Origin of the sequence: Actinoplanes sp. CA-051413, from assembly GCF_050955795.1 — a bacterium.
Classification (GTDB): Bacteria; Actinomycetota; Actinomycetes; order Mycobacteriales; family Micromonosporaceae; genus Actinoplanes.
This window is the reverse complement of record NZ_CP192100.1, coordinates 7950525-7974279: the sequence shown is the minus strand read 5'-3', so window position 1 is coordinate 7974279 and position 23755 is coordinate 7950525. Positions and strand designations below refer to the sequence as shown.

Below are 23755 nucleotides of genomic sequence, written 5' to 3'. Positions count from 1 at the left end.
TAGGCCGGTGGGAAGCGCACCTGACAGGCCCTTAAGCCGGAACAAAGAATGACTGTCCAACAGGACAGAATCCGCCGCCTGACCCCAAAAAAGTGTTAGCGGCAAACAGGTGGATGACTACTTGACCTTGAGGGTTACTCCGCTGCTGGTTGCGCCCGCGTTGTAGGCGCCGCCCGCCACCGAGACCCGGAGGGTCCAGGTGCCACGCTTGAAGGACCGGGTGAATGAGTACGACCCGCTTGACGTCGTCTTTGCCGTCGTGACGGTCACCCACTTGGAGCCCGACTTGCGTTGCAGGGTCACCTTCACGCCCGCGCGGCCTGGTTTTGCCGTACCTGTGAGCTTGATGTTCTTGTTGGCCTTGGGTTTGGTGGTGCTCGCCTTGATCGTGGCGGTGTAGCGGACCGTCGCCGCCGGTGTTGCCGATGTTGCCGGCCAGGCGCCCGGCGATCCCGCGTACCGGATGCGGTAGGTCGTGGTGATCGACGGCTTGATGGTCGCCCGCCAGGCGCCCTTCGCGTCGGTCTTCACCGTGGTGATCCGGGCCCAGGCCGTCTTGCCGGCCGGCCGTTGTTCCAGCGTCGCCGACGTGCCGGCGATCGCCGTGCTGCCGCGGAGGACCTTGCCGGTGAGCGTGGCCGACTTGCCGTAGGCGAACGCGCTGGGCGTCACCGTCAGCGGGAGGGCGGTCGGGCTCAGCGTGACCGTCTTCTCCGCGCCGTCGCCGATCGTGCTGGTGGCCCGCACCCCGATCGTGTACGCGCGGCGGGTGTCCAGCCCGGTCAGGTTCAACGACCGGGCGGCGGCCGGAAGCGTCGTCTCCTGGCCGGGGGAGAGCCGCACGATGTAGCCGGTGGGGACCATCACGCCGGTGCCGTAACTGGGCCTGACCCACTCCAGCAGCGCGGTGCCGTTGCCGGCGGCGACCGACACGCTGACCGGAGCGCCCGGCGGCTGCGCCGGCAGAACCTGCCAGGGCACCGAAGCCGTCGCCTGATCACCGTCGGCGTCGGTGGCGGTCAGCACGGTGGTGCCGGAGCCGGCGGTGGTGGGTATCCCGCCGATGGCGGCGACCAGCGTGCCCGAAGCCGGCCGGCGCAACCCGAGGGTGAGGCCCGCGGGCAGGCCCGTGGCGGTCACCTGGAACGAGTCGGTGGAATCGACCAGGTGGTCCGGTGCGTCGGTGAAGGTCACGCTGAAGTTGCCAAAGGCGCCGTAACCCAGCTGCATCGTCTGGGTCGGCGGCACCGACTGGGCGACCGGCGGGCCCTTGACCACCCACCACATCAGCTCGCGCCCGGAGTTGCCGTCGGGGTCGGTCGCGATGATGTCGCCGGGGTAGTCGCCCTTGACCGTGGGCGTGCCCGTGATCAGCCCGTCGGCGTCGATCGACACTCCGGGCGGCAGATTGGCGGCGCTGAAGGTCACCGGCTGTCCCTGCGGATCGCGGGCGCTGACCTGGATGCGTACGGAGTCCCCGACGTGCGGGGAGGGCGTGCTGTCCTCGAAGTACGCCAGTTGCGGGGCGCCGTACGCCGGGTCGGAGCCGTCCACCCCCGCGGCCAGCCAGGCGCCGTCAACGGTGCGCCGCTCGACGCTGTCCGGGCCGTACACGTCCGCGGCCGCGCGGATGGTCGCATCCCGCGCGCCGGAGAAGTTGGTGTTCGAGACCATGTAGACGGTGAGGGCGCGGTACCAGATCTGCGCGGCGCGGTCGTTGCCGATGCCGGTGACCGGCGCGGCGCCGCCACACGGTGGGCTGTCTCCCCATCGCGTCGCGCCGCTGCCCGCGGCCAGCGTGTAGAAAAACTTGTTGCCGATGCCCGACGAGTAGTGCGGGTCGAGACTCTTGGCCGTCGGGACCCAGCAGGACAGCGACTTGCCGTCGCGGCTCGGCTCGTCCATCTGGCGCAGCGCCGGGGCGCGGGTCCCGGTCAGTTCGCCGATCAGATAGTCGGGCGGATCGACGGGGTTGTCCGCCGCGAACTCGACCAGCGTGCCGAAGATGTCGCTGCTGGACTCGTTCAGCCCGCCCGACTCGCCGGAACTCACCAGGCCGGCCGTACGGTAGCTGAGGCCGTGCGCCACCTCGTGCCCGACCACGTCGAGGGCCGTGAACGGCTTGCCGGTGGGCGCGCCGTCGCCGAAGTACACGCACTGGCAGGAGCTGCTCCACGCCGCGTTGGCCTCGTCGACGTCGTGGTGGACGTACGCGGTCAGGCCCTTGCCGTCGTTGCGCAGACCCGAGCGGCCGAACGACTCCCGCAGGTAGTCCCAGGTCTTCGCCATGCCGTAGTGCACGTCGACAGCGAGGGTGGCGCGGTCGGCGCGGGTGCCGTCGCCCCACACGTTGTCCGCGTCGGTGAACTCGGCGAACTTCTTCGGCTCGAACACGAAGTCCTCGTTCAGGCCGTCGCGGACGGTGTTGCCGCCCCGGTCGGGGTCCACCAGCGTGTACGCGCCGTCGGCCAGCCGGGTGGTGCTCAGCGGGACGTCACCCACCAGCATCCCGTGCCCGGTGCCCGCCTCGGCGGTGAGCACTTTGTCGTACGCGCGGCGGACCGTCCCGGTGGTCGCGTCGACGATCACCAGCCGAGTGCCGACGGTCACCTCCCAGGCGCGCACCGGCTCGCCGGCGAAGGCGTCGATCACCTGTCGCGCGTTGCCGGCGCCCTGCTGCCCGGCGAACCGTTCGGCAGCCGCGACGGCCTGCTTGCGGTCGACCTTGGCGGTCGCCGGAACGTCGATCGCCTGCCGCTGGGCCACGGTGGCGTCCGTGAACCGGCCGGTCGCGGCCGAGTGGACGACGAAATCGCCGCCGAGCACGGCGAGGCCCTGATGCGTGCGCTGGAACCGGACGTGCCGAGTGCCGGCCGCGTCCACCATGGTGTCCACCACCCGGTACTGCTCGCCGGGAGCGGACCGGATGGCCGTGCCGTTGCGGCGGATCGCCGTACGCGCGTCCCGGACCGCCCGGGCGCGGGTGACCGCCGGCTCGGTCGCCGAGGTGGCGGAGGTCTTCGGCTTCGCGGTCGCCGCCGGCTTATCGGCGGCGGGCAGCTCGGTGGCAGACGGCCGGGGCGCGGCGGCCTCGTTCCAGCTCGGCGGGGGATCGGCGGGGACCTCGCGGGCGATCGCGACCCCGGCCCCGGTGAGCACCAGTACGGCGGCGAGCGCGATCGGTACACGGCGATGCCGGACTGCCATCCCTATTTTCCCCCGTCGATCTTCGATGAGGAGGGGACGATACCGGACCGACGCTGAATGAGCAGCCCCGTCGGGAAGGGGCTAGTTTGCTGGGATGAGTCTCCTTGATGACGTGGGCGAGCGTGACGGCTGGCGGTGCTGGGTGTGCGATGAGCCGGTCGACGCCGGCATGTCGGTGAACGACCCGCGGGGTCCGAGCGTCGACAGCCGTACCGCCGATCGCAAGGCCAAGGTCACCGAGCGGCTCGCCCACCGCGCCTGCAACACCCGCAAGGGCGCGGTCAAGGTGGTCATCGCCTGGCCGGACCGGCTGCACGTGGTCGAGCCCGCGCCGCTGGTCGCGGTCGCGGACCGCCTCGAGCGCAAGGGCGGCCGGGAGCTGGTCGCCCGGTGCCCGAGCCGCAAGGACGCCCAGGAGGCGGCGGACTGGCTGGTCGACCGGTTCTCCCGGCTGGTGCCCGGGCTGCCGGTGACCGCCAGCGTCGACCCGGGCGGCGGCCAGTTCCTGGTCGCCCTGGCCGCGGGCCGCCGCTGACCGATCAAGCTTCCTGACCCCGCAGCAGTGACGCGATCTCCGTGGTCCGCGGATGGTCGTCGCCCAGTACGCGTCGGCGGTCGCGGAGGACCTGTTCCCACAGCTCGGTCGCCTCGGTCAGGCGGCCGGCCGTGCGGTAGGCGTACGCGAGGTCGCTGCGGCTGGACAGGGTGTCCGGATGGTCGTCGCCGAGCACCCGCTGCCGGTCGGCTAGGACCTGCTCGAACAGGTCGATCGCCTCGGTCACCCGCCCGGCCACGTGGTACGCGTAGGCGAGGTCGTAGCGGTTGGCGAGCGTGTCGGGGTGGTCGTCGCCGAGCACGCGCCGCGAGTCGGTGACGATCTGCTCGAACAGGTCGACGGCCTCCGCCACCCGCCCCGCCGCCTGGTAGGCGCTGGCCAGGTTGTTGCGGCTGACCATGGTGTCCGGATGGTCGTCGCCGAGCACCCGGCGCCGGCTCGCGCGGGCCTGCTCGAACAGGACGATCGCCTCGGCCAGGCGCCCGGCCGCCCGGTACGCGAAGGCAAGGTCGTTCAGGCTGGCCAGGGTGTCGGGGTGGTCGTCGCCGAGGACCCGTTGCCGGTCGGTGCGGGCCTGCTCGAACAGCTCGATCGCCGCGGCCACCCGGCCCGCCGCCTGGTAGGCGCCCGCGAGGTTGTGGCGGCTGGTCAGAGTGTCCGGGTGGTTGTCGCCGAGCACGCGTTGCCGGCCGGCGAGGACCTGCTCGAACAGCTCGACCGCGGCGGAGACCTGGCCCTGGAACTGCCGGTAGACCGCTGCCTGGTCGTTGACGTACATCAGCTGGGTGTTGCTGTGGGCCGGCCCGGCGTGCCGGGTCAGCGCGTCGATGTGCGGCAGCAGCTGGTTCCAGCGGGGCCAGCCCGCGACATTCGTCAGCGGAGCCTCCGGTATCGCGGCCCGCACGATCGAGACAGCGGCGGCCGCGTCCTGGTCCTGCCGGACGACGGCCTGCACCAGCCGGTGCACACTCACCTCGCCCGCCCGGCGGTTGATCAGACTGAAGGACACCAGCACCGCGAGCGCGTCGCTGGTCGCGACCGGATCAGCATGCGGCGGGGACATCACCTCCACGGGTACGGCGTCAGGGCCCAGCCAGGCCAGCACTCGCAGCACCCGCACAGCGAGCGACGACCGCCCGGCCACCGCGTCCATGCCGGCCCGCCAGATCGTGGCCACCGTCCGCCGCGCCGAGTCCCCCTCGCCCGGGTCGGCCGCGACCAGCGCGAACCGGTCGGTCAGCAACCGGACGTAGTCGTCGAAACCGAGACCCTCGTGCTGGCTGACGTACCCCGCGGCCTGCTCCAACGCCAGCGGCAGATCACCCAGGGCCGCCGCCAGCCGGCCGGCGCCGTCGCGGTCGTCCAGCCCGGTCAGCCGCTGCAACAGCTGCACACTCGCCGACCGGTCCAGCACGCCCAGCCGTAACGGCGTCAACCCGAGCCGGGCCCACCGGGCCGTACCGAGATCGCGGCGGGTGGTCACCACCACCCGGCCCCGCCCGGCCACCTGGGCCAGCAGCGCCTCGATGTCAGCGACGTCCTCCACGTTGTCCAGCACCAGCAACCAGTCGCGATGGGTCTGCAGCCAGCCCAGCGCCCAGGAACGCGCGTCCGCCAGCGTCGCCACCGGATGCAGCCGGCTCGTCAACGCGGCCAGACCGAGCTGCACGTTCGCCGCGGTGTCCGCGGTGATCCACCACACCAGTGAGTGGCGAGCCCGGAACGCCCGCGCGTAGTGCGCTGCCAGCTCGGACTTCCCGACGCCACCCAGGCCGAGCACCGCGGCCTGACCCGAACCGCGGACCAGCACGTCGTCCAGCGCGGCGACATCACGCCCCTCGAACACCGCCGACGCCGGCGGCAGATTGTCCAGCCCCGGTGGAGCGTCCACGGTGTCCGGCGTGGGTGCCGCCGTACCGCCCAGCGAGATGACGTTGTGCACGTTGCCGGTGCCGACCTGCACGTTGGCCGAGCCGGTGACCGTGACGCCGCCGGCGGGCGGCTGCCCGGCCGGGCCGGTCACCGCGCCGGCGGCGGCTGGTGGACGGACAGGACGTTGTGGTCGCCGACCTGCACCCCGGTCGAGTTCGTCACGGTGACGGTGAAGGTGTCCCCGCGTACGGGGGAGGCCGCGACGATCGCCGCGATCTCCTCAGCCAGCTCGGCATCCTCCGACAGCGCGCGTTTGACCTGGGCGTACACCGCCGCGGCGAACGCCTCGTCGGCCGGATTCTCGCCCAGGTCGGTCACCGCGGCACCGACCTGCGCCGCGCGCGGTGACTTCAGCAGCCGGCCCAGCAGCCGCCGCCCGGCACCCACGGTCGCGTTCGCCGCGGCGTCGGTGCCCTGCTCGGTGGCCTTGCTGACCACCGCGCTGCCGTACGCCCCGGCCGCCGCCGAGAGCAGCGGCACGACGGTGCCCGCGAGCTCGCCCACTTCGATCATGGCCACGCCTTCCTCACCGGATGCAACGACATATACCAGACCGGTCACAGTGGATCTCGGGTCGGACGCGCGGATCTGACCGTCCGGTAGTGGCGGGCCGCGCGGACGCGATTGCCGCAGGCGACCGAGCACCACTCGCGGCGTGGGTGCGTCCTGGCGAAGTACAGCACGCATCCGGGCGCGTGGCAGGCCCGCAGCAGCGAACCGCGGCTCAGCAGCTGTTGGGCCTCGGCGGCCACCTCGGCAAGGGCGGCGGTCACCGGCGAGGCCGCGGATCCGGCGGCCAGTTCGAGGCTCGCCTCGTGCATCACCAACTGGGGGACCGGAAGCTCCCGGACGACGGCGTTCACGGACTCGAGCGCCTGCCGGACGTCCGGCACGGCCGAGGCCGCCGCGGGACGGTCGTCGCCGGTGACGAAGGCGGCCAGCCGGCGGACGGAATCGCGCAGCGCCCGCGCGCGCAGGAACTCGTCCCGCGTCGCCGTCGCGCCATGACGGGCCACCCCGATCGCGTCCAGCCACTCATCGAGATCCGGTGGCCCGGCGAGGTCGTCGTGCACGCCGTCGGTGTCGGCCCAGATCGTCGCCATCAGGCGGACCGGAACCGGCTCGTCGGGAAGCAACCAGGTGCGCACTCCAGGAATCTATCACGGATGAAACGGCTTGCATCCGTTAGAACAACGGAGTACAACTGGCCACCTGGTGGAAGGGGCTCATGATGACTGGCTTTCACGGCGGCGAGCTCGCCGTGCAGCGTCAGGCCGGCGTACGGCAGGACGCCGCCCGCCTCTCACGCATGCTGGAACCGGCGGACCTGTCCGGCGGCATCGCCGGCTTCCTCGCCGCACGCACCCTGCTGGTCATCACCGGCCGGGACGCGACCGGCCGGCTCTGGACCTCCCCGCTGGCCGGCCCGGCCGGGTACCTCGAGGTACGCTCCGACACCGAGCTGGCCGTCCACGCCGGGGTCCCGGCCGGTGACCCGCTGCACGGCATCACCGCCGGGCAGCGCCTCGGCACGACCAGCATGGATTTCGCCCTGCGGCGCCGGGTACGGCTCAACGGCACCCTCACGGCCGCCACCGACGACCTGCTGATCGTCGACGTCGAGCAGGCGTACGGCAACTGCCCGCAGTACATCCAGCAGCGGCTGCTCACCCCGCCCGCCTCCAGCCAGGAGACGCCGGAAGATGTGCGCCGCGGTGCCGCGTTCGAGCCGGCCGACGTTGAGGTGATCCGCTCGGCCGACACCTTCTTCCTCGGCACAGCGCACCCGCGGCGAGGTGCCGACGCGTCCCACCGTGGCGGACCGCCCGGATTCGTCCGCGTCGACGAGCGCGGCCTGTGGTGGCCGGACTATCCCGGCAACAACATGTTCAACAGCCTCGGCAACCTGGCCGTCAGCCCGGAGACCGCGCTGCTGTTCGCCGACTTCACCACCGGCGCCACCCTGCAGCTGTCCGGAACGGCTCGGATCGAATGGGGCGAGGCCGGACGACCCGGCGACGACGGGCACAGCGGCCGCATCGTCCGCTTCGAGCTCGACCAGCTCGTCGCCGCGCGCCGGCCGTCGCTGCGCGAGTCCGCCCACCGCCCGTACCCGCACAACCCCGCGCTGACCGACCGAGAGGACCGATCCCGATGACCGAGGCCCGACCGCCGTTCCCGCCGTACGACCTGGCGACCGCCCGGCAGAAGGTCCAGGCCGCGGAGGACGCCTGGAACACCCGCGACCCGGCCAGGGTCGCCGCGGCCTACACGCCCGACTCGCAGTGGCGCAACCGCGACGTGCACTTCACCGGCCGCCCGGCGATCATCGAATTCCTGACCGCCAAATGGGAACGCGAGCAGGACTACGCGCTCCGCAAAGCCCTGTGGGCCTTCCACGAGAACCGCATCGCGGTCCGCTTCCAGTACGAATGGCACGACACCGCGGGCCAGTGGTGGCGCAGCTACGGCAACGAGTTGTGGGAGTTCGCCCCGAACGGCCTGATGAGCCGGCGGGAGGCCTCCATCAACGACCACGCGATTGACGAATCGGAGCGCCGCATCACCGGCCCCCGCCCGGAATCCGAACGCGGCCTCGACATCCCGATCTGGTGATCGACGACGGTCGTGGGTCGTTTGCCTGCAGCTCGCGCAGCACGTTCGACGCGCTCCGGGAGAACAGCAAGAGGACGATGAAATTGACACTCAGCAGGAGTGTCAGCAGCCCGTCCGACGGCCGATAGCGATCTCCGAGCAGGGGAAATGCCAGGGAGGCGCCGCCGGCTCCGAAAGTGGTGAGCAGAACGACGACGGCGGGCAGCATGGTGCCGACCTCGGCGCGCAACCTCGCCGGCCGCAATCGGGGCACCCGGATCGCGGCGTACGACGCGACCAGAAGAACCGCGATCAGGATCAGGCCGACGACGACAGGAACCGCAAGCGGCGGGCGGTCACCGCATTCTGGTTCGCAGCGAATGGCGACGGCGGTCATCGTGGCCATCGTGGCGTAGCTCAGCACCCAGACGGGGCCGCCGGCAGCCACGACATACACGCTGATGCGGCCGATGTCGGCCAGGGCCGGGCGCTGAAGAAAGATGATCGCCAGGGTGTAGAAGAGCGGCAACCGCCTGATCCCCGGTATCTCGGAACTCCTTGCTCGCGCGGGTCAGGTAGAGCAGGAGAGCCGCGAAAGCGATTCCGGTGAGGACACCCGCGAGCTGCGAGTAGAGGCCGGCAGTTACGCCGCCGTCGAACGGCTCGAGAGCCGAATACCACGTCATGAACAGCCTTCCGTTGCTTGCATCGACGGCAGAACGGTAAGGCGATGACCCAAACGAGTGATCAGCGAGGGATGAGGTGGATCTGCGCGGATCGGCGGAACTGGCCGACAAGGGGATTGGGGTCCGCCCGGCGGGTGGCGACGACGACGTGGCACGGCTCGATTCCGTCAACCGCGACGGTGACGAGGTCGTCCCGGGCGGTCACCCGGGGGTCGTTCGCGGCTATCAGGGCGACCGCCTGCCCCTCCGCGACAGCTTCGAGTTTGTCCTCGATGGTGTCGGCGGGCATTGCCGCCAGCGGTGCGCCGCCCTGGTCCGGGCGCGGCTCGAGCCGCCAGAACCCAGTCCAGGCCGCGGGCGCCCCGGCACAGGCCACCATCGGCTCGTCGGCGAAGTCGGCCAGGGCGACGACCTCCTTTCCGGCCAGGCGATGGGATGCCGGCAGGACCAGCACGCGTGACTCCTCGTAGAGCACGGTGAGGTCGAGGTCGTCGGTCGCGATCGGGAGGGGCGTGCGGACCACCAGCGCGTCGACCCGGCCGTCGGGCAGCGCGCGGGTCTCGTGCCAGTCCAGGTGGCGGGTGCGTACATGCGCGTCCGGATGGCGGCGGCGCAGGTCGCGGACTGCGGCGGTGATGCTGAGGTCTTCGACGTAGCCGATGGTGATCGTGCGTGGTGGGGCGGCGTCACGCGCGGCGCGTACGGCCTGGTCGGCGTGCTGCAGCAGGGTCTGGGCCCGGGGGAGGAACGCCTCGCCCGCGGCGGTGAGCCTGCTGCCCTGGGTGGTGCGCTCCAGCAGCCGTACGCCGAGAGCGTCCTCGAGCCGCTGGAGCTGGCGGCTCAGTGACGGCTGGGCGACGTGCAGTGCCTCCGCGGCGCGGGCGAAGGTGCCGTGCTCGGCCAGCGCCGTGAAGTAGCGGACCAGCCGCAGGTCCAGGTCCGGTACGCCGTCGGCCATGTCAGCAGCGTACTCGTTATGTCGTTTCGGCATGACGAGGTGCGGAACGGGTCTTGGACGACGCTGCCCGGCGCGCGGGAGGTTGGGTTCATGACCGTTGACTACCGCGCACAGACCGTTCTCCTCACCGGGGCCAGCTCCGGGATCGGGGCCGCTTTCGCCACGGCTCTGGCGGCGCGCGGCTCGAGCCTCGTACTCGTCGCGCGCCGGGCCGAGCGGCTGGCAGCAATGGCGGACGAGCTGCACCGTGCTCACGGCGTACGGGTCGAAGCCGTTCCGTTTGATCTCGCGCACCCGGCCGCCGGCAGCGAGCTTCGCCAGGCTGTCGCCGACCGGGGTGTCGCCGTCACCAGCCTGATCAACAACGCGGCCTTCGGCACCTTCTCCCGGTTCGCCGATGCCGACCCTGGCCGCCTCGCCGCTGAGATCGCCGTCGACGTGGCCGCACCGGTCCAGCTCACTGCCGCGTTCATGCCGCAGCTGCTGAGCGCCGCCAACGGGTTCATCATCAATCTCGCCGGCGTCTCCGCCTACTTCCCGTCACCGCGAATGGCCGTCTACAGCGCCGGCAAGGCCTTCGTGTTGAGCTTCACCGAGTCCCTCTGGACGGAACTGCGCGGCACGGGCCTCACCGCGTTCGCCGTCTCGCCCGGCGCCACCGATACGGACTTCACCACCGGGATGGGCCCGGGCGCAGGCGTGCTGACCTCGGGCCGGACGCGAACGCCGGGCGATGTCGTCGCCACCGCACTGGCCCATCTCGAGCGCCGCGACCCGGGCCCGAGCGTGATCGACGGACGGTCCAATCAGCTCGGTGTGATCATGAGCCGGCTCGCGAGCCGGCGCCGGAGCGCCCTGCTGATGGACCGCGTCTTCGACCCGGACCGCCGGGCGAAGACCACCGCGGCCTGACTGCAACGCCTTCCCCGGGTGCGGTCCGAGTCATACCCTTCGATAGGAGCCCGGTACGCGCGCAAAAACGCTGAGGAGGGGTCATGAAAGTCGTGGTCAGGTTCGTGATGGCGGTCATGCTGGCAGTGGGACTCGCAGGGGCGGCCGGGTCGCCGGCCGCGGCGTCCTCCGGGCATCAGAGGTTCAAAGCGCTCGTCTTCTCCAAAACCGCGGCGTTCCGGCACGACTCGATCCCGGCCGGGGTCGCCGCGATCCAGCGGCTCGGCGCCCGGAACCACTTCAAAGTGGACGCGACCGAGGACGCCGCGGCGTTCACCGACCGGAACCTCGCCCGGTACGACGTCGTGGTGTTCCTGAGCACCACCGGCGACGTCCTCGACGAGGCACAGCAGGGCGCCTTCGAGCGTTACATCCGCGCTGGTGGGGGCTTCGCGGGCATCCACGCCGCCTCCGACACCGAGTACGACTGGGCCTGGTACGGCGGCCTGGTCGGCGCCTACTTCCGCGACCACCCGGGCGCGGTCAACCCGCAGTTCCAGGTGGCCACGGTCAAGGTCCTCGGCCATGACACCGCCGCCACCCGCCCGCTGCCGCGCCGCTGGGAACGCGAGGAGGAGTGGTACAACTTCCGCACCAACCCGCGGGACACCGTCCGCGTCCTCGCCGAAGTGGACGAACGGACCTACGACCCGCGCGGCTACAGCGTGCCGGGCGGCTCGCCGGGGATGGGCCGGCACCACCCGATCTCCTGGTGCCAGCCGTACGACGGCGGTCGCGCCTTCTACACCGCGCTGGGGCACAAGGCCGAGTACTACAACGAGCCGCTGCTGCTCGACCACCTGCTGGGCGGGATCCGGATGGCCGCCGGCGTGGCCCGGTTCCCCTGCGGCCGGGAGGACTGACCGGCGTACGCAGCCGCTCCGGTCACTGCCCGGAGCGGCTGCGGAGCCACGTCTCCCGGCGACGCTGAGAGGCCCGCGACAGCCAGGCGTCCTGAATGACTTCGGCCAGCTCCGTACGGCTGATCCCGCCGAGCCGGCTCGCCCGGATCAGCACCGACGGGTGGCCGTTGAAGTGCGGAGTCGTGAAGAAGGGCGTCGTCTCGTCCTGGACCAGCGCCTGCTTGTCCGCGTCCGACTCCACCCAGAAGACGATCACGTCGGGATAGCGTTCGCCGGTCTCCGGGTCGACCGCGTCGGGGCGCGGGTTGCGGAAGAAGATGAACGACTTGCCGCCCACCTGATAGACCGGGTTGTCCGCCTCCGGGTCGTGGACGGTGACGTGCGGCATCGCGAGGGCCAGCTCGTGGACGTCCTCGACGCACGCGGGACGATCGGCCGGGTCGGACACCGCACCAGTCTAGGGCGCGAGCAGTGCGGCCGTGAGCACTGCGGCCGTTCGCTCCTGCCACTGGTCGGGAGTCCACTCGCAGACGTCGGTGAACTGCAGATACGTCTCGACGTTGCTGAGGACGAAGGCGACGTCGCGAGCCTGCTCGACGTCCAGCCCGGGCCGGAGGGCGCTCCGCTCGGCGAGCAGCTCCACGAGAAAGCCGTGCGCCGCCCGCGTCTGCGCCTGGTTGGTGTCCCACTGGGCGGCCACCTCGGGGTCCGTGCCGGTCGCTCCGCGCAGAACCCGCATGAGCGGGACGATCCGGTCGAGGATGGTCCGACCGGTGGCCAGCCACAACTCGATGATCCGTACGGGATCGGTCTCCTGCCGGATCTGGAGCACCCACGGCCGGTCCATCAGCGGTACGGGATCATCGTCGCCCACCGCGGCGACGTCCAGCGCCTCCTTGAGCAGCGTGCGCTTGTTGCCGAAGTGGAAGTACACGGTCTGGACCGCGACACCCGCCTGCTCGGCCACCTGATCGAGCAGCGTCGCGCCGTAGCCGTGCGCCACGAACTGCGCCGCGGCGGCCGCGATGATGCGCCGGCGTGTCGCCTGCGCTTGCTCGGCCCGGCTGACGCGGGGCTTGACAGATCTCGTCACACGCTAGAGCCTACTCTAGTGACTTACTAGAGCTGACTCTAACGAGTGGGGATGAGATGCCCGACCTGTCCGGCTTCCACCACGTCAAGCTCCCCGTGTCCGACCTGACCCGCAGCCGCGAGTGGTACACGTCGGTGCTCGGCCTGCGGGTCGAGATCGAATTTGTCGAGGACGGCAGCGTGCAAGGTCTGGCCCTGGCCGACGCGAGCGGCCGGTTGCGCCTGGCGCTGCGGCTCGATCCCGTACGGGCGAAGGCGTTGGCCGGCTTCGACCCGGTCGCGCTCGAGGTGCCGGAACGCGCGGATGTCGAGGCCTGGCGGCACCGGCTGGACGACCTGGGCCAGCCGCACGGCGGCATCGTCACCGGCCACAAAGGTGGCTCGGTCCTGGTCGGCCTGCACGACCCGGACGGCATCGAGATCCGGCTCTACGCCGACTGACCTGGAGGAACGACCATGATCAACATCCACGCCGACCTCACCCCGGCGCTCATCGACGGCGCCGAGGTGGCCTACACCGACTCCGGCGGCGACGGCGAACCGCTGCTGCTGATCCACGGCGGCGGGCTCGCCGACTGGCTCACGCCGCTGGCCGCGACGCCCGAGCTGACGCACCACCGGGTGATCCGGATGGTCCGCGCGGGCTACACCGGCGGCCCGCTGCCGGCCGGTCTGACGGTGGCTGACCACGCCCGCCACGCCGCCACCCTGCTCCGGCAGCTGGATGCCGCGCCCGCCCACGTCGTCGCCCACTCGTCGGGCTCGACCATCGCCCTCCAGCTGGCCGTGGACGATCCGGCTGCCGTCCGTACGGTCGCTCTTTGTGAACCTCCGCTCGTCGACGCCCTGGCCGATCCGGCCGATGTGGACGCCCTGCACGCCGCCTTCGGCCCGGTGATGGGCGCGGCGATGGCCGCGACCGCCCAGGGCGACAATGCGACCGCCTTCGACGCTTTCATGGCGCTGGTGTGCGGGCCGGACTATCGGGCGCTGATGAACGACGTGCTCGGGGCCGGCCTCGTCGACGAAGCGGCGGACCACAGCGGGGCCTTCTTCGCGAGCGAGCTTCCGGCGGTCGGCGCGTGGACGTTCGATCCGGCGGTGACCCGGCCGGTCCTGCTCATCCAGGGCGCCGACAGCCCACCGCCGGTGCACCGACTGATCGCCCATCTCGCCGGGCTGCTCCCGGAAGCAGCGATCGCGACCGTCGACAACGCCAACCATCTGATGCCGCTGAGCGCGCTGGCCGAACTCGCCACCGTGGTCGCGCGTTTCTGCCGCTCGCGCTGATCACGCGCGGCCACGGCTACGTCCGGGTCGGGAGATGAAGTCACCAGGGTGCATGCGCCGAGATGCCGTACTCGATCGCATCGAAGGCCTGGTTCAACCGCTGCCGGTGGGCCGCCGCGACGTCGGCGGGGTCGTCGCCGGCGAGCCGGCGCCGGACGGTCTCGACCGCGACGATCCGGTACGCCGCGACGACCAGCGCAGCGAGCAGCGCACTGTCGCCGGAGAAGCGCTCGTCGGCGGCCAGCTCCTCGGTCAGCGCCGCCTCGATCTCGTGCTCGAACACCCGCAGCCGGGCGATCAGCGTCGGCGCCTCCACGACGATCCGCAGGAACGGTTCGATGCCCTCGTCCAGGGCGGACAGCCCGTGCCGTTCCTCGGCCAGGGCGAGCAGCGTCTGCCGGATCGCCTCGACCGCGCTGACCTCGTCCGCCCGTTCGCGCACCGCCGCCCGCGCGATCTCGACCACGTCGGGAAGCCGGTCGAGCAGCAGGTCCTCCTTGCGGTCGAAGTGCTTGAAGACGGTCACCTTGGACACGCCCGCCGCGGCGGCGACCTCGACGATCGTGACGTCGTCGAAGCCCCGGTCGAGGAACAGCGCGGTGGCGACGTCAGCGATGTGGGCACGGGTCCTCGACCCACCACGGTCTCCCCGATTGGGCATGGACACGACTCCTCAGCGGTGTTAGCTTTACCCGGTAAGCTTACTAGGTAAGCAAACCGAGTAGCCTCATGCAGACGGTAGCGGTCTGCGTCCCCAAACCTCAGGAGCCCCCCGTGTCCACTCCCGTGACGATCATCGGCGCCGGCCTCGGCGGCCTCATGCTGGCCCGTGTCCTGCACGTGCACGGCATCCCCGCCACCGTCTACGAGGGGGAGGCCGCACCCACCGCGCGCGCCCAGGGCGGCCTGCTCGACATCCACGACTACAACGGCCAGCCGGCGCTGCGCGAGGCCGGCCTGATCGACCAGTTCCGCAGCCTGGTCCTCGAGGGCCGCCAGGCCAGCCGGTTCCTCGACCGGGACGGGACCGTCCTGGCCGAGCAGAGCGACGACGGTACGGGCGGACGCCCCGAAATCCTCCGCGGTGACCTGCGCCGGATGCTGCTCGCCTCCCTCCCGGCCAGCAGCGTCAAGTGGGGCCACCGGGTCAGCCGTGTCGCTGCCCTCGGCGAGGGACGGCACGAGGTGACTTTCGCTGACGGCTCCACAGTTGTGACGAGCCTGCTCGTCGGCGCGGACGGTGCCTGGTCATGCGTCCGGCCCCTGCTGTCCGGCGCCACGCCCGAATACACCGGCATGTCGGCCGTCGAGACCCACATCTTCGACAGCGAAACCCGGCACCCCGCCACGGTGAAGGCGGTCGGCCAGGGAGCGATGTACGCCCTCGCGCCGGGCCAGGGCCTGCTGGCGCACCGCGAGAGGGGCGGCACCCTGCACAACTACGTGTTCGTCACTGAGCCGCAGTCGTGGTTCGCCGCCATCGACTTCACCGACGCCGCCGCGGCCGCTGCCCGGATCGCGCAGGAGTTCGACGGTTGGGCCCCGGAGCTCACCGCGCTGATCACCGACAGCGACACCCCGCCGGTCCTGCGGCCGCTCTACACGTTGCCGACCGAGCACCGGTGGGATCGGGTGCCAGGGGTGACTCTGCTCGGCGACGCCGCCCACCTGACCGCCCCGAACGGCGAAGGCGCCAACCTGGCCATGTACGACGGCTCGGAACTGGCCAAGGCCATCGCCGCCCGCCCGGACGACATCGAAGCCGCGCTCAGCGAATACGAGCAGGCCATGTTCTCGCGCAGTGCCGAGGCGGCTCTCGAAGGCAACCGAACCCACGAGCTGCTCTTCGGCGCGGGTGCGCCCTACTCCCTGCTCGGCATGCCGACCTCTGAGAATGTGGCTGAGAGGTGCTGATCGGGTTCAGGTGAACGTGCGGCGGGCTCGGCGGATGGCTGGGTGACCGGCCAGGGTCCGGCTTGACGCAATATTGGCCGGAACAGGTCATCACCGGAAAGCCCGGGTTGCATGGCGCAAAAATGATTTGCATCGATGTGGTGGAGCAGAGAGGAAGGCATCAATGCAAATCATGAAGAAAGCACTGGCCGCCGGGGCAACGGTTGCTCTGGTGACCACGACAGCACTTGTCGCCGGAGCCACGCCGGCCAGCGCGGCCGTCTACGGCTGCGCATACCCCCGGGTCTGCTTCTACAAGACCAGAGCCGACTGGCTGGCCGCGAGGCCGACGGCAAGCTACCGGGACTACGGGTACCAACGGCTCGGCTCGGCCAGCACCAACGCTTACGCCATCTTCAATTCGCGTGGCGACGACGGCGCCAAGTACTATTCCCGCACTCCGCCGGGATCCGAGTCGACAACCTGCCTCGGGCCGCTGCAAACCATTTTCGTCACCTACGCGTATGCCCTCGACATTCGCAACGATCCAGGCTGTCGATAGGCGCCGGCGGACCCCGTCGATGACCGGCTCGGGCGGTCCTGCCGCCCGGGCCGCCGCCCCGCCAGTGCCGTCGGCACACCGCTGAGCATGCACAACATGGCTCAGCCGGTAGCCGCGCGAGTCTCGTCCAACGGTGTCGGCGCCCTTGACGCTCTGCGAGTCCAGCACCCCGGCCGGCGGCTCGGGCTCGCGGCCCTGCGCGATCCGGGCCTTGACCCGCAGCGCGGACAACAGTTTCTCGGTCACGCCGGCGTCTTCCCAGCGCACGAAGTACCGGTACACCATCTGCCACGGCGGCAGATACCCGCCACGGGCAATCCGAGCGGACCAGATACAGGATCGCGTTGACGATCTCGCGCCGCGGATGCTTCTCCGGCCGGCCGTCACCTCTGGGTTCGGCGCGATGACACCGCGCCACCTGCCCGGCCCGACCCGCTTGATCACGCCGCTCAATCGAGAAGGGGCCATTCGGTTCGCGCCCACCTGCTCGCCATTCCGTCGCGCGCAGTATTGACGCGTTTCCGCCATGGCCCAGGACGGCCCGGCACGATTGACACCATCAGGCGAAGAGCGAGGAAGTCGACGCCCGCCTGCGCGAGTATCACTATTCCAGGCCAGCCCGATGAGAGCATCGATCAGCCGCGCCGCGCGGAAAGTGTTATGACGCCGGCTCGCTGGGAGTCGCATCGATCATCCCCGCACACGCCTTGACACTTATCGATATCCATATCAGGCTGGGAGCGCTCCCAAGTATGCCTGTGTTTGTGTTCGGGCAGGGGCCTGGTCAAGGAGTTGTGGATGAGGAAATTCAGGCCGGCCAACACCGTGCTGGTCTCGGCCGGTGCCGCCCTCCTGGCGTCCGCCGCCGTCGCCGTGGCGCTGCCGGCCGGGGCCGCAGCCGCCGGTTGCTCGGTCAGCTACGTGGTCTCGTCGCAGTGGCAGGGCGGCTTCGGCGCCAACGTCACCATCACCAATCTCGGTGACGCGCTCTCCAGCTGGACGCTCACCTGGTCCTACAGCGCCGGGCAGACCGTCACCCAGGCCTGGAACACGACTCTGACCCAGAGCGGCGCCGCAGTCACCGCCAAGAACGTCAGCTACAACGGGTCCGTCGCCACCAACGGCACGGTCTCGTTCGGCTTCAACGGCGCGTCGACCGGCAGCAACCCCGCTCCCACGGATTTCGCGGTCAACGGCTTCGTCTGCGGCGGCGGCACAGTGCCGACCACGGCACCCACCACCCCGCCCACGGCACCCACCACCCCGCCCACGACGCCGACCACCACCGCACCGGCCGGCACGCCGGACATCACCGTGAACAGTGCCGCCAGATACCAGACGATCGACGGGTTCGGGGCTGCCGTATCGATCTGGGGCGGCGCGTGGTCCACCGCCGAGACCCAGACGCTGGTCGGGTCGGGCGCCAACCAGCTCGGCCTGTCGATCGTCCGGACCGGCATCTCGCCGGTCTCCAGCGAATGGCCCGCGCAGGTCAACGCCTTGAAAACCGCGAAATCGTACGGCTCGGATGTGAAGATCCTCGCCTCGCCGTGGACGGCCCCCGCCGCGTGGAAGACGAACAACAGCCGGGTCAACGGCGGCAAGCTGAAGACCGACTACTACGACGACTATGCGAACCACCTGAACAGCTACGTCCAGTACATGAAGAACCAGGGCGTGGCCATCGACGTCACCTCGGTGCAGAACGAGCCGGACTGGCACCCGGACTACGACTCGATGGACTGGAGCGGCACCGAGCTGCGCACCTTCGTCCGCGACCAGGGCGCCAAGGTGCAGAACACCAAGCTCATGGTGGCCGAGGCGGTGAACCTGAACTACGGCTACACCGATCCCACCCTGAACGACGCGAGCGCCCGGAACAACATCGGCTATGTCGGCGGCCACTTGTACGGCACCGAGGACGCGGGACGGTTGAAGCCGTACGCCCTGGCCGAGCAGTACAACAAGCCGGTGTGGATGACCGAGTGGAACTTCCACGAGGCCGACGGCAACGGCTCGAACATCTGGGGCAATCCCAGCAATCAGGCGGTCTGGAACGAGACCCTCGACGACATCATGCGCACCGTGCACAAGTCGATGGAGTCCAACTGGAACGCCTACATCTGGTGGTACGGCAAGCGTTACTACTCCTTCATCGGTGACGGCGAAGCGGCCTACGGCACCACCGCCGGAGCTCCGCTGAAGCGCGGCTACGCGTTCTCGCAGTTCGCCAAATACGTGCGCCCCGGTTATCAGCGGGTCGGCCTGACGAAGAGCGCCAAGGCCTCGCCGCTGGAAGTGACCGCTTATCAGGGCGGTGGCAAGACCACGCTGGTGATCCTCAACCGCTCGGCCTCCGCGGTCACGAATGTCGTGCTCCAGGCCCCGCAGAACGTCACCAAGGCCGAGTACTACCTCACCTCGCAGAACGCCAACGCGGCCGGCCAGCCGACCAGCCTGAACGGGGGACAGGTCACCGTCAGCGTTCCCGCCCGCAGCATCTCCACCGTCGTGTTGACCCATCCCTCAGGAGTGAACCAGTGACCAGATCCAGATCGATCAGTGTCGGCTTGGCGTCGGCCGGTGTCGCCCTGCTGGCGTCGGCCGCGGTTGCCGTGGCGTTGCCGGCGGGTGCCGCAGCGGCGGGCTGCTCGGTGAACTACGCCGTGTCGTCGCAGTGGCAGGGCGGCTTCGGCGCCAGCGTCGCGATCACCAATCTCGGTGACGCGCTCTCCAGCTGGACGCTCACCTGGTCCTACAGCGCCGGGCAGACCGTCACCCAGGCCTGGAACACGACGCTGACCCAGAGCGGCGCCGCGGTCACCGCCAAGAACGTCAGCTACAACGGGTCCGTCGCCACCAACGGCACGGTCTCGTTCGGCTTCAACGGGGCGTCGACCGGCAGCAACCCGGTCCCGGCCAGCTTCGCGCTGAACGGCGTGACCTGCACCGGCGGGACCGGACCGACGTCTCCGTCCACCACGCCACCGGGATCTCCGTCCCCGTCCCCGTCGGTCTCACCCTCGACGCCGGGCGGCACCTGCACGCTGCCGTCGACCTATCGCTGGTCGTCGACGGGCTCGCTGGCCAACCCCAAGAACGGCTGGGTCTCGCTGAAGGACTTCACCAACGTCGTCTACAACGGCAAGCACCTGGTCTACGCGTCCAACGTGAACAACGGCTCGTACGGCTCGATGAACTTCGGTCTCTTCACGAACTGGTCCGACATGGCCTCGGCCAGCCAGAACGGGATGAGCCAGGGCACGGTGGCGCCGACGCTGTTCTACTTCGCGCCGAGGAACATCTGGGTGCTGGCGTACCAGTGGGGTCCGACGTCCTTCAGCTACAAGACGTCCACCGACCCGACCAACGCCAACGGCTGGTCCTCGGCGCAGACGCTGTTCACCGGGACGATCGCCGACGCGCCGTACGGGGTGATCGACCAGACGGTCATCGGTGACGGCACGAACATGTACCTGTTCTTCGCCGGCGACAACGGCAAGATCTACCGGGCCAGCATGCCGATCGGGAACTTCCCGGGCAGCTTCGGCTCCTCGTACACGACGATCATGAGCGACTCGACGAACAACCTGTTCGAGGGCGTCGAGGTCTACAAGGTCCAGGGTCAGAACCAGTACCTGATGATCGTCGAGGCGATCGGCAGCCAGGGACGCTACTTCCGCTCGTTCACCGCCACCAGCCTGAACGGCACGTGGACCCCGCAGGCGGCCAGCGAGAGCAACCCGTTCGCGGGCAAGGCCAACAGCGGTGCCACCTGGACCAACGACATCAGCCACGGTGACCTGGTCCGCAACAACCCGGACCAGACCAAGACCGTCGACCCCTGCAACCTCCAGCTGCTCTACCAGGGCAAGGACCCCAGCGCCGGCGGCGACTACAACAACCTGCCGTGGCGCCCGGGCCTGCTCACCCTGCGGCGATAGGGCTGTGACCCGGCGGGCTCGGCATCACGCCGAGCCCGCCGAGGGCCGCCAGAAGGTGTCGGGCAGGGCCTCGACGTCGGTGGCGGAGCGTTCGAGAAGCTCCGCGATGGGCAGCAGCGCGATCGACGCCGGATCCCCGGCGCCGGCCATGCTGCGGATCACCCCGGCCTGCCGCCGGGCCCGCTCCGGCACCACAGCACCGAACGCGAGCCGATCGCCGTCATACCCGTACGCGTCAAGCAGAAGATGGAGCCGCCGCGACCGCTCCCGAAGGTCCGGGCCGCTCAAGCCGGCGCCGTCGCGCGGCGACGCGAGCGGCACCCAGGACAGCGCGGAGAACGCCAGGTCCCACTCCCGCGAGGACGGGCCGGCGATGTCCCAGTCGCAGAAACCGACCAGCCGGTCGCCGTCGACCACCGCGTTGTAGGGAGCCGCGTCCTGGTGCCCGACCACGAGACCGGGACCCATCGCGCCACCGATGAACCAGCACTCGTCCGCCGGCGCCGTGAAGCCTGCGGTCAGGTCATGCAGACCGCGCAGCCACCGGCCGACCTGGGCCAGCATCGAGTCGGCCGACGTCCAGGCGGGCCAGGGCTCCCGGTCACCGATCGTCTCTCCCGGCAGATAGGTGAGCACCTCCCGGCCCTGATCGTCGAGGCCGAGCGCGCGCGGAGCGCCGGCAAAACCGGCATCTTCCAGATGCCGCAACACAGCATGCACGGTCGCGGTCCACGGCGAGGCCCGCTTGTGGACAAACCCGTCGATGAGTACGGCACCAGTGGTGTTACCGCCGGGCAGGGTCTCTTCGCGCATCTACCGTGTGTATCGGGCTTCGCAAGATTTAGACACCGAGTTTCAGTCGCCCAGCGGGTAGGTCGAGTAGTAGCCGAGCATGTTCGTGGCCACCATGAACATGGCGAACAGCAGCGTGGACACCGTTACGGCGACCGCGGAACGGCCACGGATCCAGCCCGCGACGACGAGGCCCACGCCCCACGGCAGCGAGTACGTCAGGGTGGCGATCTGGGCAAGCCCGGTGATGTCGCCGGTTTCGTCTGCCGCGTTCCACAGCTGCGGCAGCAGGCCGAGCACCGCCACGCCGGCGGCAACAAGCATGGGCCGGGCCGGGACGAGGCTGCGCCAGCCGTCGACAGGCTCGCGCCACACCAGTGCGGCGGCCGATGCGGTGGCGGCGGCCGCGACCAGGGCCGCGGCAGCCGCGTAGGTGATGTGGGTCTCGGTGAGGCTGCCCGATCCGCCGAAGCCCTTGATGGTGAACCAGGCCCGGATGGCGATCAACCCGATGCCGACCAGCTGCGCGGCCACGATGGCAGCGAGCAGAGCCGCGGCGCGAGCCCACCGGTGGTGGGCCATGACCGTCACGCCGGCGACTGCGAGCGCGAGCAGCAACGGCCAGGTTGCCGCCGGATAATCCAGCCGGCGGGCCGGACCGTCGGGCGTCAGCACGTGGTCTGTCGCAGCTACCGCACCGGCGATGGCCACGGCGCACACCAGGATGAACGCACCACCGACGGCGGCGGTCACCGGCCGCCGCGCCTGCGTGCCGGTCGTCAGGGACTCGTCGGTTCTCAGATCGCTCACCGGTGATCAACGCTGCCACGAGCAAATCGGACGTGGCCGCCGCTCCGCGCGCCTATCGGTGGGCGACCAGGCCGTCCAGCAGCAGCGAGATCAGCCGCGAGGCCAGCTCACGCTGACGCTCGTGGCCCCCGATGAGCGTGATCCCGCCCAGGGCCATCAGGACATCGGCAGGCGCGATGTCGGCCCGGAACTCGCCGGCAGCTAAGCCGGCGTTCAGCAGCGTCTCCACGGCGTCGCCCAGTGCTTCGCGGCTGTGCAGCCGCAGACCCTCGCGGGTGGCCAGGATGGCCGGCAGTGCGTCGGCCATGCCCTGCTTGGTGAGCATGTAGTCAACGAAATGCTCCATCCATTCCCGCATCGCGACCAGCGGGACGCGGTCGTCGAGCAGGCGCGACGCCGACTCGCACAGTCGCGTCGTCTCGCTGCGGTAGGTCGCCTCGATCAGATCTTCCCGGGTAGGGAAGCGGCGATACAACGTCCCGATGCCCACGCCGGCCTCGGCGGCGATGGCCTTCAGTGACGCGTCTGCGCCGTCGCGGGCGAAGCTGCGCGCCGCCACCTCCAGCAGCCGGTCATGGTTGGCCCGGGCATCCGCGCGCATACATTCCTCCTTGGCAAACGGACCCGACTCCGCTTACGCTCAATGCATAAGCGGACCCGACTCCGCCTGCATTCTAGTCACCGCCCGGCGCTCCAGCCGGGTCGCGGAGAGGCAGCGTCATGACAGCACGCATCACCACGCCGTTCGGCGCCAGTTCGACGGCGGACGAGGTCCTCGCCGGCGTCGACCTGACCGGCCGGCGCGCGATCGTCACCGGCGGCGCCGGCGGTCTGGGACGGGAGACGGCCCGGGCCCTCGCGGCAGCCGGCGCCGACGTCACCATCGCGGTCCGCACCCGGCTCGATCTCGCCGACCCCGCCTCCATCACCAACTTCGTGCACAATTGGTCGGGACCGCTGCACATCCTCGTGGACAACGCCGGCATCATGGCCACCCCCGAGCAGCGCACCGCCGAGGGCCGCGAACTGCAGTTCGCCACCAACCACCTCGGCCACTTCGCCCTCACGCTCGGGCTCCACGACGCGCTCAAGGCCGCCGGCAATGCCCGCGTCGTCGTGGTCAGTTCCGTCGGACACGTCAACGGGCCGGTCCGCTTCGACGACCTCGACTTCACCAAGGAGCCGTACGACCCGTGGCTCGCGTACGCCCAGTCCAAGACCGCGAACATCCTGTTCGCCGTGGAGGCCGCCAAGCGCTGGGCCGGCGACGGCATCGCCGTGAACGCCCTCAACCCGGGCCGGATCTGGCAGACGAACCTCGGGCGTCACCTCGAAACACCGCCGCAAGCATTCGATCCGTCCGGCAGAACGGGAGTGTCCGAGAAGACCATCGCCCAGGGCGCCGCGACCTCAGTGCTTCTTGCCGCATCGCCACTCGTCGAGGGCGTCACCGGCAAGTACTTCGAGGACTGCCAGGAAGCGGAGCCCTTCGTGCCGGGCATCCGGCGCGGGGTCGCCCCGTACGCGATCGACGCCGACAATGCGCGCCACCTCTGGAACGTCTCCTCGAACTGACACACCGCCGTCTATGATCACGGCCCGCGCGGTATCGACGCCGCCGGCT

Annotated in this window: 24 protein-coding genes; 12 read left to right on the top strand and 12 right to left on the bottom strand. The window is 70.3% G+C overall.

All coding sequences use genetic code 11. From position 1 onward, the window contains the following. Positions 1-117: 117 nt before the first annotated feature. Positions 118-3207 carry a M4 family metallopeptidase gene (locus ACQP2Y_RS37490; protein WP_433720979.1) on the bottom strand — a complete coding sequence of 1030 codons (3090 nt, stop codon included), beginning with the start codon at positions 3205-3207 and terminating at the stop codon, positions 118-120. 94 nt (positions 3208-3301) lie between these two features. Here ACQP2Y_RS37490 and ACQP2Y_RS37485 point away from each other — a divergent pair, with 94 nt between their 5' ends. Beyond that, positions 3302-3742, top strand: coding sequence for a hypothetical protein (locus tag ACQP2Y_RS37485; RefSeq protein WP_433720977.1), 441 nt, complete (start codon positions 3302-3304; stop codon positions 3740-3742). Positions 3743-3746: 4 nt separating this feature from the next. Here the strand turns inward: ACQP2Y_RS37485 and ACQP2Y_RS37480 are convergent, their stop codons facing one another. Genes ACQP2Y_RS37480 through ACQP2Y_RS37470 form a run of 3 tightly spaced genes read right to left on the bottom strand, consistent with a single transcriptional unit; the run spans position 3747 to position 6843 of the window. Next, complete coding sequence (locus tag ACQP2Y_RS37480; RefSeq protein ID WP_433720976.1) at positions 3747-5786, bottom strand: tetratricopeptide repeat protein; 2040 nt, start codon at positions 5784-5786, stop codon at positions 3747-3749. After that, the gene (locus ACQP2Y_RS37475; protein ID WP_433720974.1) at positions 5783-6208 is read right to left on the bottom strand and encodes an RIP homotypic interaction motif-containing protein; all 426 of its coding nucleotides are present in this window, start codon (positions 6206-6208) and stop codon (positions 5783-5785) included. Before ACQP2Y_RS37475 ends, ACQP2Y_RS37480 begins: the two co-directional genes overlap by 4 nt. A gap of 44 nt (positions 6209-6252) precedes the next feature. Further along, positions 6253-6843 carry a CGNR zinc finger domain-containing protein gene (locus tag ACQP2Y_RS37470; RefSeq protein WP_433720973.1) on the bottom strand — a complete coding sequence of 197 codons (591 nt, stop codon included), beginning with the start codon at positions 6841-6843 and terminating at the stop codon, positions 6253-6255. Positions 6844-6926: 83 nt separating this feature from the next. Between ACQP2Y_RS37470 and ACQP2Y_RS37465 the strand changes: the two genes are divergently transcribed. Together ACQP2Y_RS37465 and ACQP2Y_RS37460 are read left to right on the top strand one after the other, a co-directional pair. Beyond that, on the top strand, positions 6927-7853 hold the full coding sequence (locus ACQP2Y_RS37465) for a pyridoxamine 5'-phosphate oxidase family protein (protein ID WP_433720971.1): 927 nt from the start codon (positions 6927-6929) through the stop codon (positions 7851-7853). After that, positions 7850-8311 carry a nuclear transport factor 2 family protein gene (locus ACQP2Y_RS37460; protein WP_433720969.1) on the top strand — a complete coding sequence of 154 codons (462 nt, stop codon included), beginning with the start codon at positions 7850-7852 and terminating at the stop codon, positions 8309-8311. Before ACQP2Y_RS37465 ends, ACQP2Y_RS37460 begins: the two co-directional genes overlap by 4 nt. Here the strand turns inward: ACQP2Y_RS37460 and ACQP2Y_RS37455 are convergent. Together ACQP2Y_RS37455 and ACQP2Y_RS37450 are read right to left on the bottom strand one after the other, a co-directional pair. Further along, positions 8259-8819 (bottom strand): hypothetical protein, encoded by a 561-nt coding sequence (locus tag ACQP2Y_RS37455; RefSeq protein ID WP_433720968.1) that lies wholly within the window; start codon positions 8817-8819, stop codon positions 8259-8261. The genes ACQP2Y_RS37460 and ACQP2Y_RS37455 overlap by 53 nt on opposite strands. A gap of 218 nt (positions 8820-9037) precedes the next feature. Then, entirely contained in the window at positions 9038-9934 is an 897-nt protein-coding gene (locus ACQP2Y_RS37450; RefSeq protein ID WP_433720966.1) for a LysR family transcriptional regulator, read from the bottom strand. 90 nt (positions 9935-10024) lie between these two features. On the opposite strand from ACQP2Y_RS37450, the gene ACQP2Y_RS37445 reads away from it, so the two are divergent. Next, positions 10025-10846: an SDR family NAD(P)-dependent oxidoreductase gene (locus tag ACQP2Y_RS37445; RefSeq protein ID WP_433720964.1), complete on the top strand. Its 822-nt coding sequence runs from the start codon at positions 10025-10027 to the stop codon at positions 10844-10846. Between the two features lie 83 nt (positions 10847-10929). After that, positions 10930-11748, top strand: coding sequence for a ThuA domain-containing protein (locus ACQP2Y_RS37440; RefSeq protein WP_433720963.1), 819 nt, complete (start codon positions 10930-10932; stop codon positions 11746-11748). 22 nt (positions 11749-11770) lie between these two features. On the opposite strand, the gene ACQP2Y_RS37435 is transcribed toward ACQP2Y_RS37440, so the two are convergent. After that, positions 11771-12196 (bottom strand): MmcQ/YjbR family DNA-binding protein, encoded by a 426-nt coding sequence (locus tag ACQP2Y_RS37435; RefSeq protein WP_433720961.1) that lies wholly within the window; start codon positions 12194-12196, stop codon positions 11771-11773. Positions 12197-12205: 9 nt separating this feature from the next. Beyond that, complete coding sequence (locus tag ACQP2Y_RS37430; protein ID WP_433720959.1) at positions 12206-12841, bottom strand: TetR/AcrR family transcriptional regulator; 636 nt, start codon at positions 12839-12841, stop codon at positions 12206-12208. Between the two features lie 56 nt (positions 12842-12897). Here ACQP2Y_RS37430 and ACQP2Y_RS37425 point away from each other — a divergent pair, with 56 nt between their 5' ends. Both ACQP2Y_RS37425 and ACQP2Y_RS37420 read left to right on the top strand, forming a co-directional pair. Next, positions 12898-13281, top strand: coding sequence for a VOC family protein (locus ACQP2Y_RS37425; protein WP_433720957.1), 384 nt, complete (start codon positions 12898-12900; stop codon positions 13279-13281). Positions 13282-13296: 15 nt separating this feature from the next. Beyond that, positions 13297-14130 (top strand): alpha/beta fold hydrolase, encoded by an 834-nt coding sequence (locus tag ACQP2Y_RS37420; RefSeq protein WP_433720956.1) that lies wholly within the window; start codon positions 13297-13299, stop codon positions 14128-14130. Between the two features lie 40 nt (positions 14131-14170). Here ACQP2Y_RS37420 and ACQP2Y_RS37415 read toward each other — a convergent pair whose 3' ends face one another. Next, on the bottom strand, positions 14171-14791 hold the full coding sequence (locus tag ACQP2Y_RS37415) for a TetR/AcrR family transcriptional regulator (protein WP_433720954.1): 621 nt from the start codon (positions 14789-14791) through the stop codon (positions 14171-14173). A gap of 113 nt (positions 14792-14904) precedes the next feature. On the opposite strand from ACQP2Y_RS37415, the gene ACQP2Y_RS37410 reads away from it, so the two are divergent. The 4 genes from ACQP2Y_RS37410 to ACQP2Y_RS37395 all read left to right on the top strand — a co-directional run bounded on the left by ACQP2Y_RS37410 (position 14905) and on the right by ACQP2Y_RS37395 (position 20529). Then, positions 14905-16044, top strand: a complete 1140-nt coding sequence (locus ACQP2Y_RS37410) for an FAD-dependent oxidoreductase (protein WP_433720953.1) — start codon at positions 14905-14907, stop codon at positions 16042-16044. A gap of 163 nt (positions 16045-16207) precedes the next feature. Next, on the top strand, positions 16208-16585 hold the full coding sequence (locus ACQP2Y_RS37405) for a hypothetical protein (RefSeq protein ID WP_433720952.1): 378 nt from the start codon (positions 16208-16210) through the stop codon (positions 16583-16585). Positions 16586-17383: 798 nt separating this feature from the next. Beyond that, the gene (locus ACQP2Y_RS37400) at positions 17384-19129 is read left to right on the top strand and encodes a cellulose binding domain-containing protein (RefSeq protein WP_433720951.1); all 1746 of its coding nucleotides are present in this window, start codon (positions 17384-17386) and stop codon (positions 19127-19129) included. After that, a complete protein-coding gene (locus ACQP2Y_RS37395) occupies positions 19126-20529 on the top strand; it encodes a non-reducing end alpha-L-arabinofuranosidase family hydrolase (RefSeq protein ID WP_433720949.1) in 1404 nt (467 codons plus the stop codon). The genes ACQP2Y_RS37400 and ACQP2Y_RS37395 overlap by 4 nt, the downstream gene beginning before the upstream one ends. Positions 20530-20553: 24 nt before the next feature. On the opposite strand, the gene ACQP2Y_RS37390 is transcribed toward ACQP2Y_RS37395, so the two are convergent. Genes ACQP2Y_RS37390 through ACQP2Y_RS37380 form a run of 3 tightly spaced genes read right to left on the bottom strand, consistent with a single transcriptional unit; the run spans position 20554 to position 22732 of the window. Next, the gene (locus ACQP2Y_RS37390; protein WP_433720947.1) at positions 20554-21342 is read right to left on the bottom strand and encodes a phosphotransferase; all 789 of its coding nucleotides are present in this window, start codon (positions 21340-21342) and stop codon (positions 20554-20556) included. 42 nt (positions 21343-21384) lie between these two features. Further along, positions 21385-22131, bottom strand: coding sequence for a hypothetical protein (locus tag ACQP2Y_RS37385; protein WP_433720945.1), 747 nt, complete (start codon positions 22129-22131; stop codon positions 21385-21387). Between the two features lie 52 nt (positions 22132-22183). Beyond that, positions 22184-22732 carry a TetR/AcrR family transcriptional regulator gene (locus ACQP2Y_RS37380; RefSeq protein ID WP_433720943.1) on the bottom strand — a complete coding sequence of 183 codons (549 nt, stop codon included), beginning with the start codon at positions 22730-22732 and terminating at the stop codon, positions 22184-22186. A 119-nt stretch (positions 22733-22851) separates the two neighbouring features. Between ACQP2Y_RS37380 and ACQP2Y_RS37375 the strand changes: the two genes are divergently transcribed. Then, positions 22852-23706: an SDR family NAD(P)-dependent oxidoreductase gene (locus ACQP2Y_RS37375; protein ID WP_433720942.1), complete on the top strand. Its 855-nt coding sequence runs from the start codon at positions 22852-22854 to the stop codon at positions 23704-23706. Positions 23707-23755: the final 49 nt, after the last annotated feature.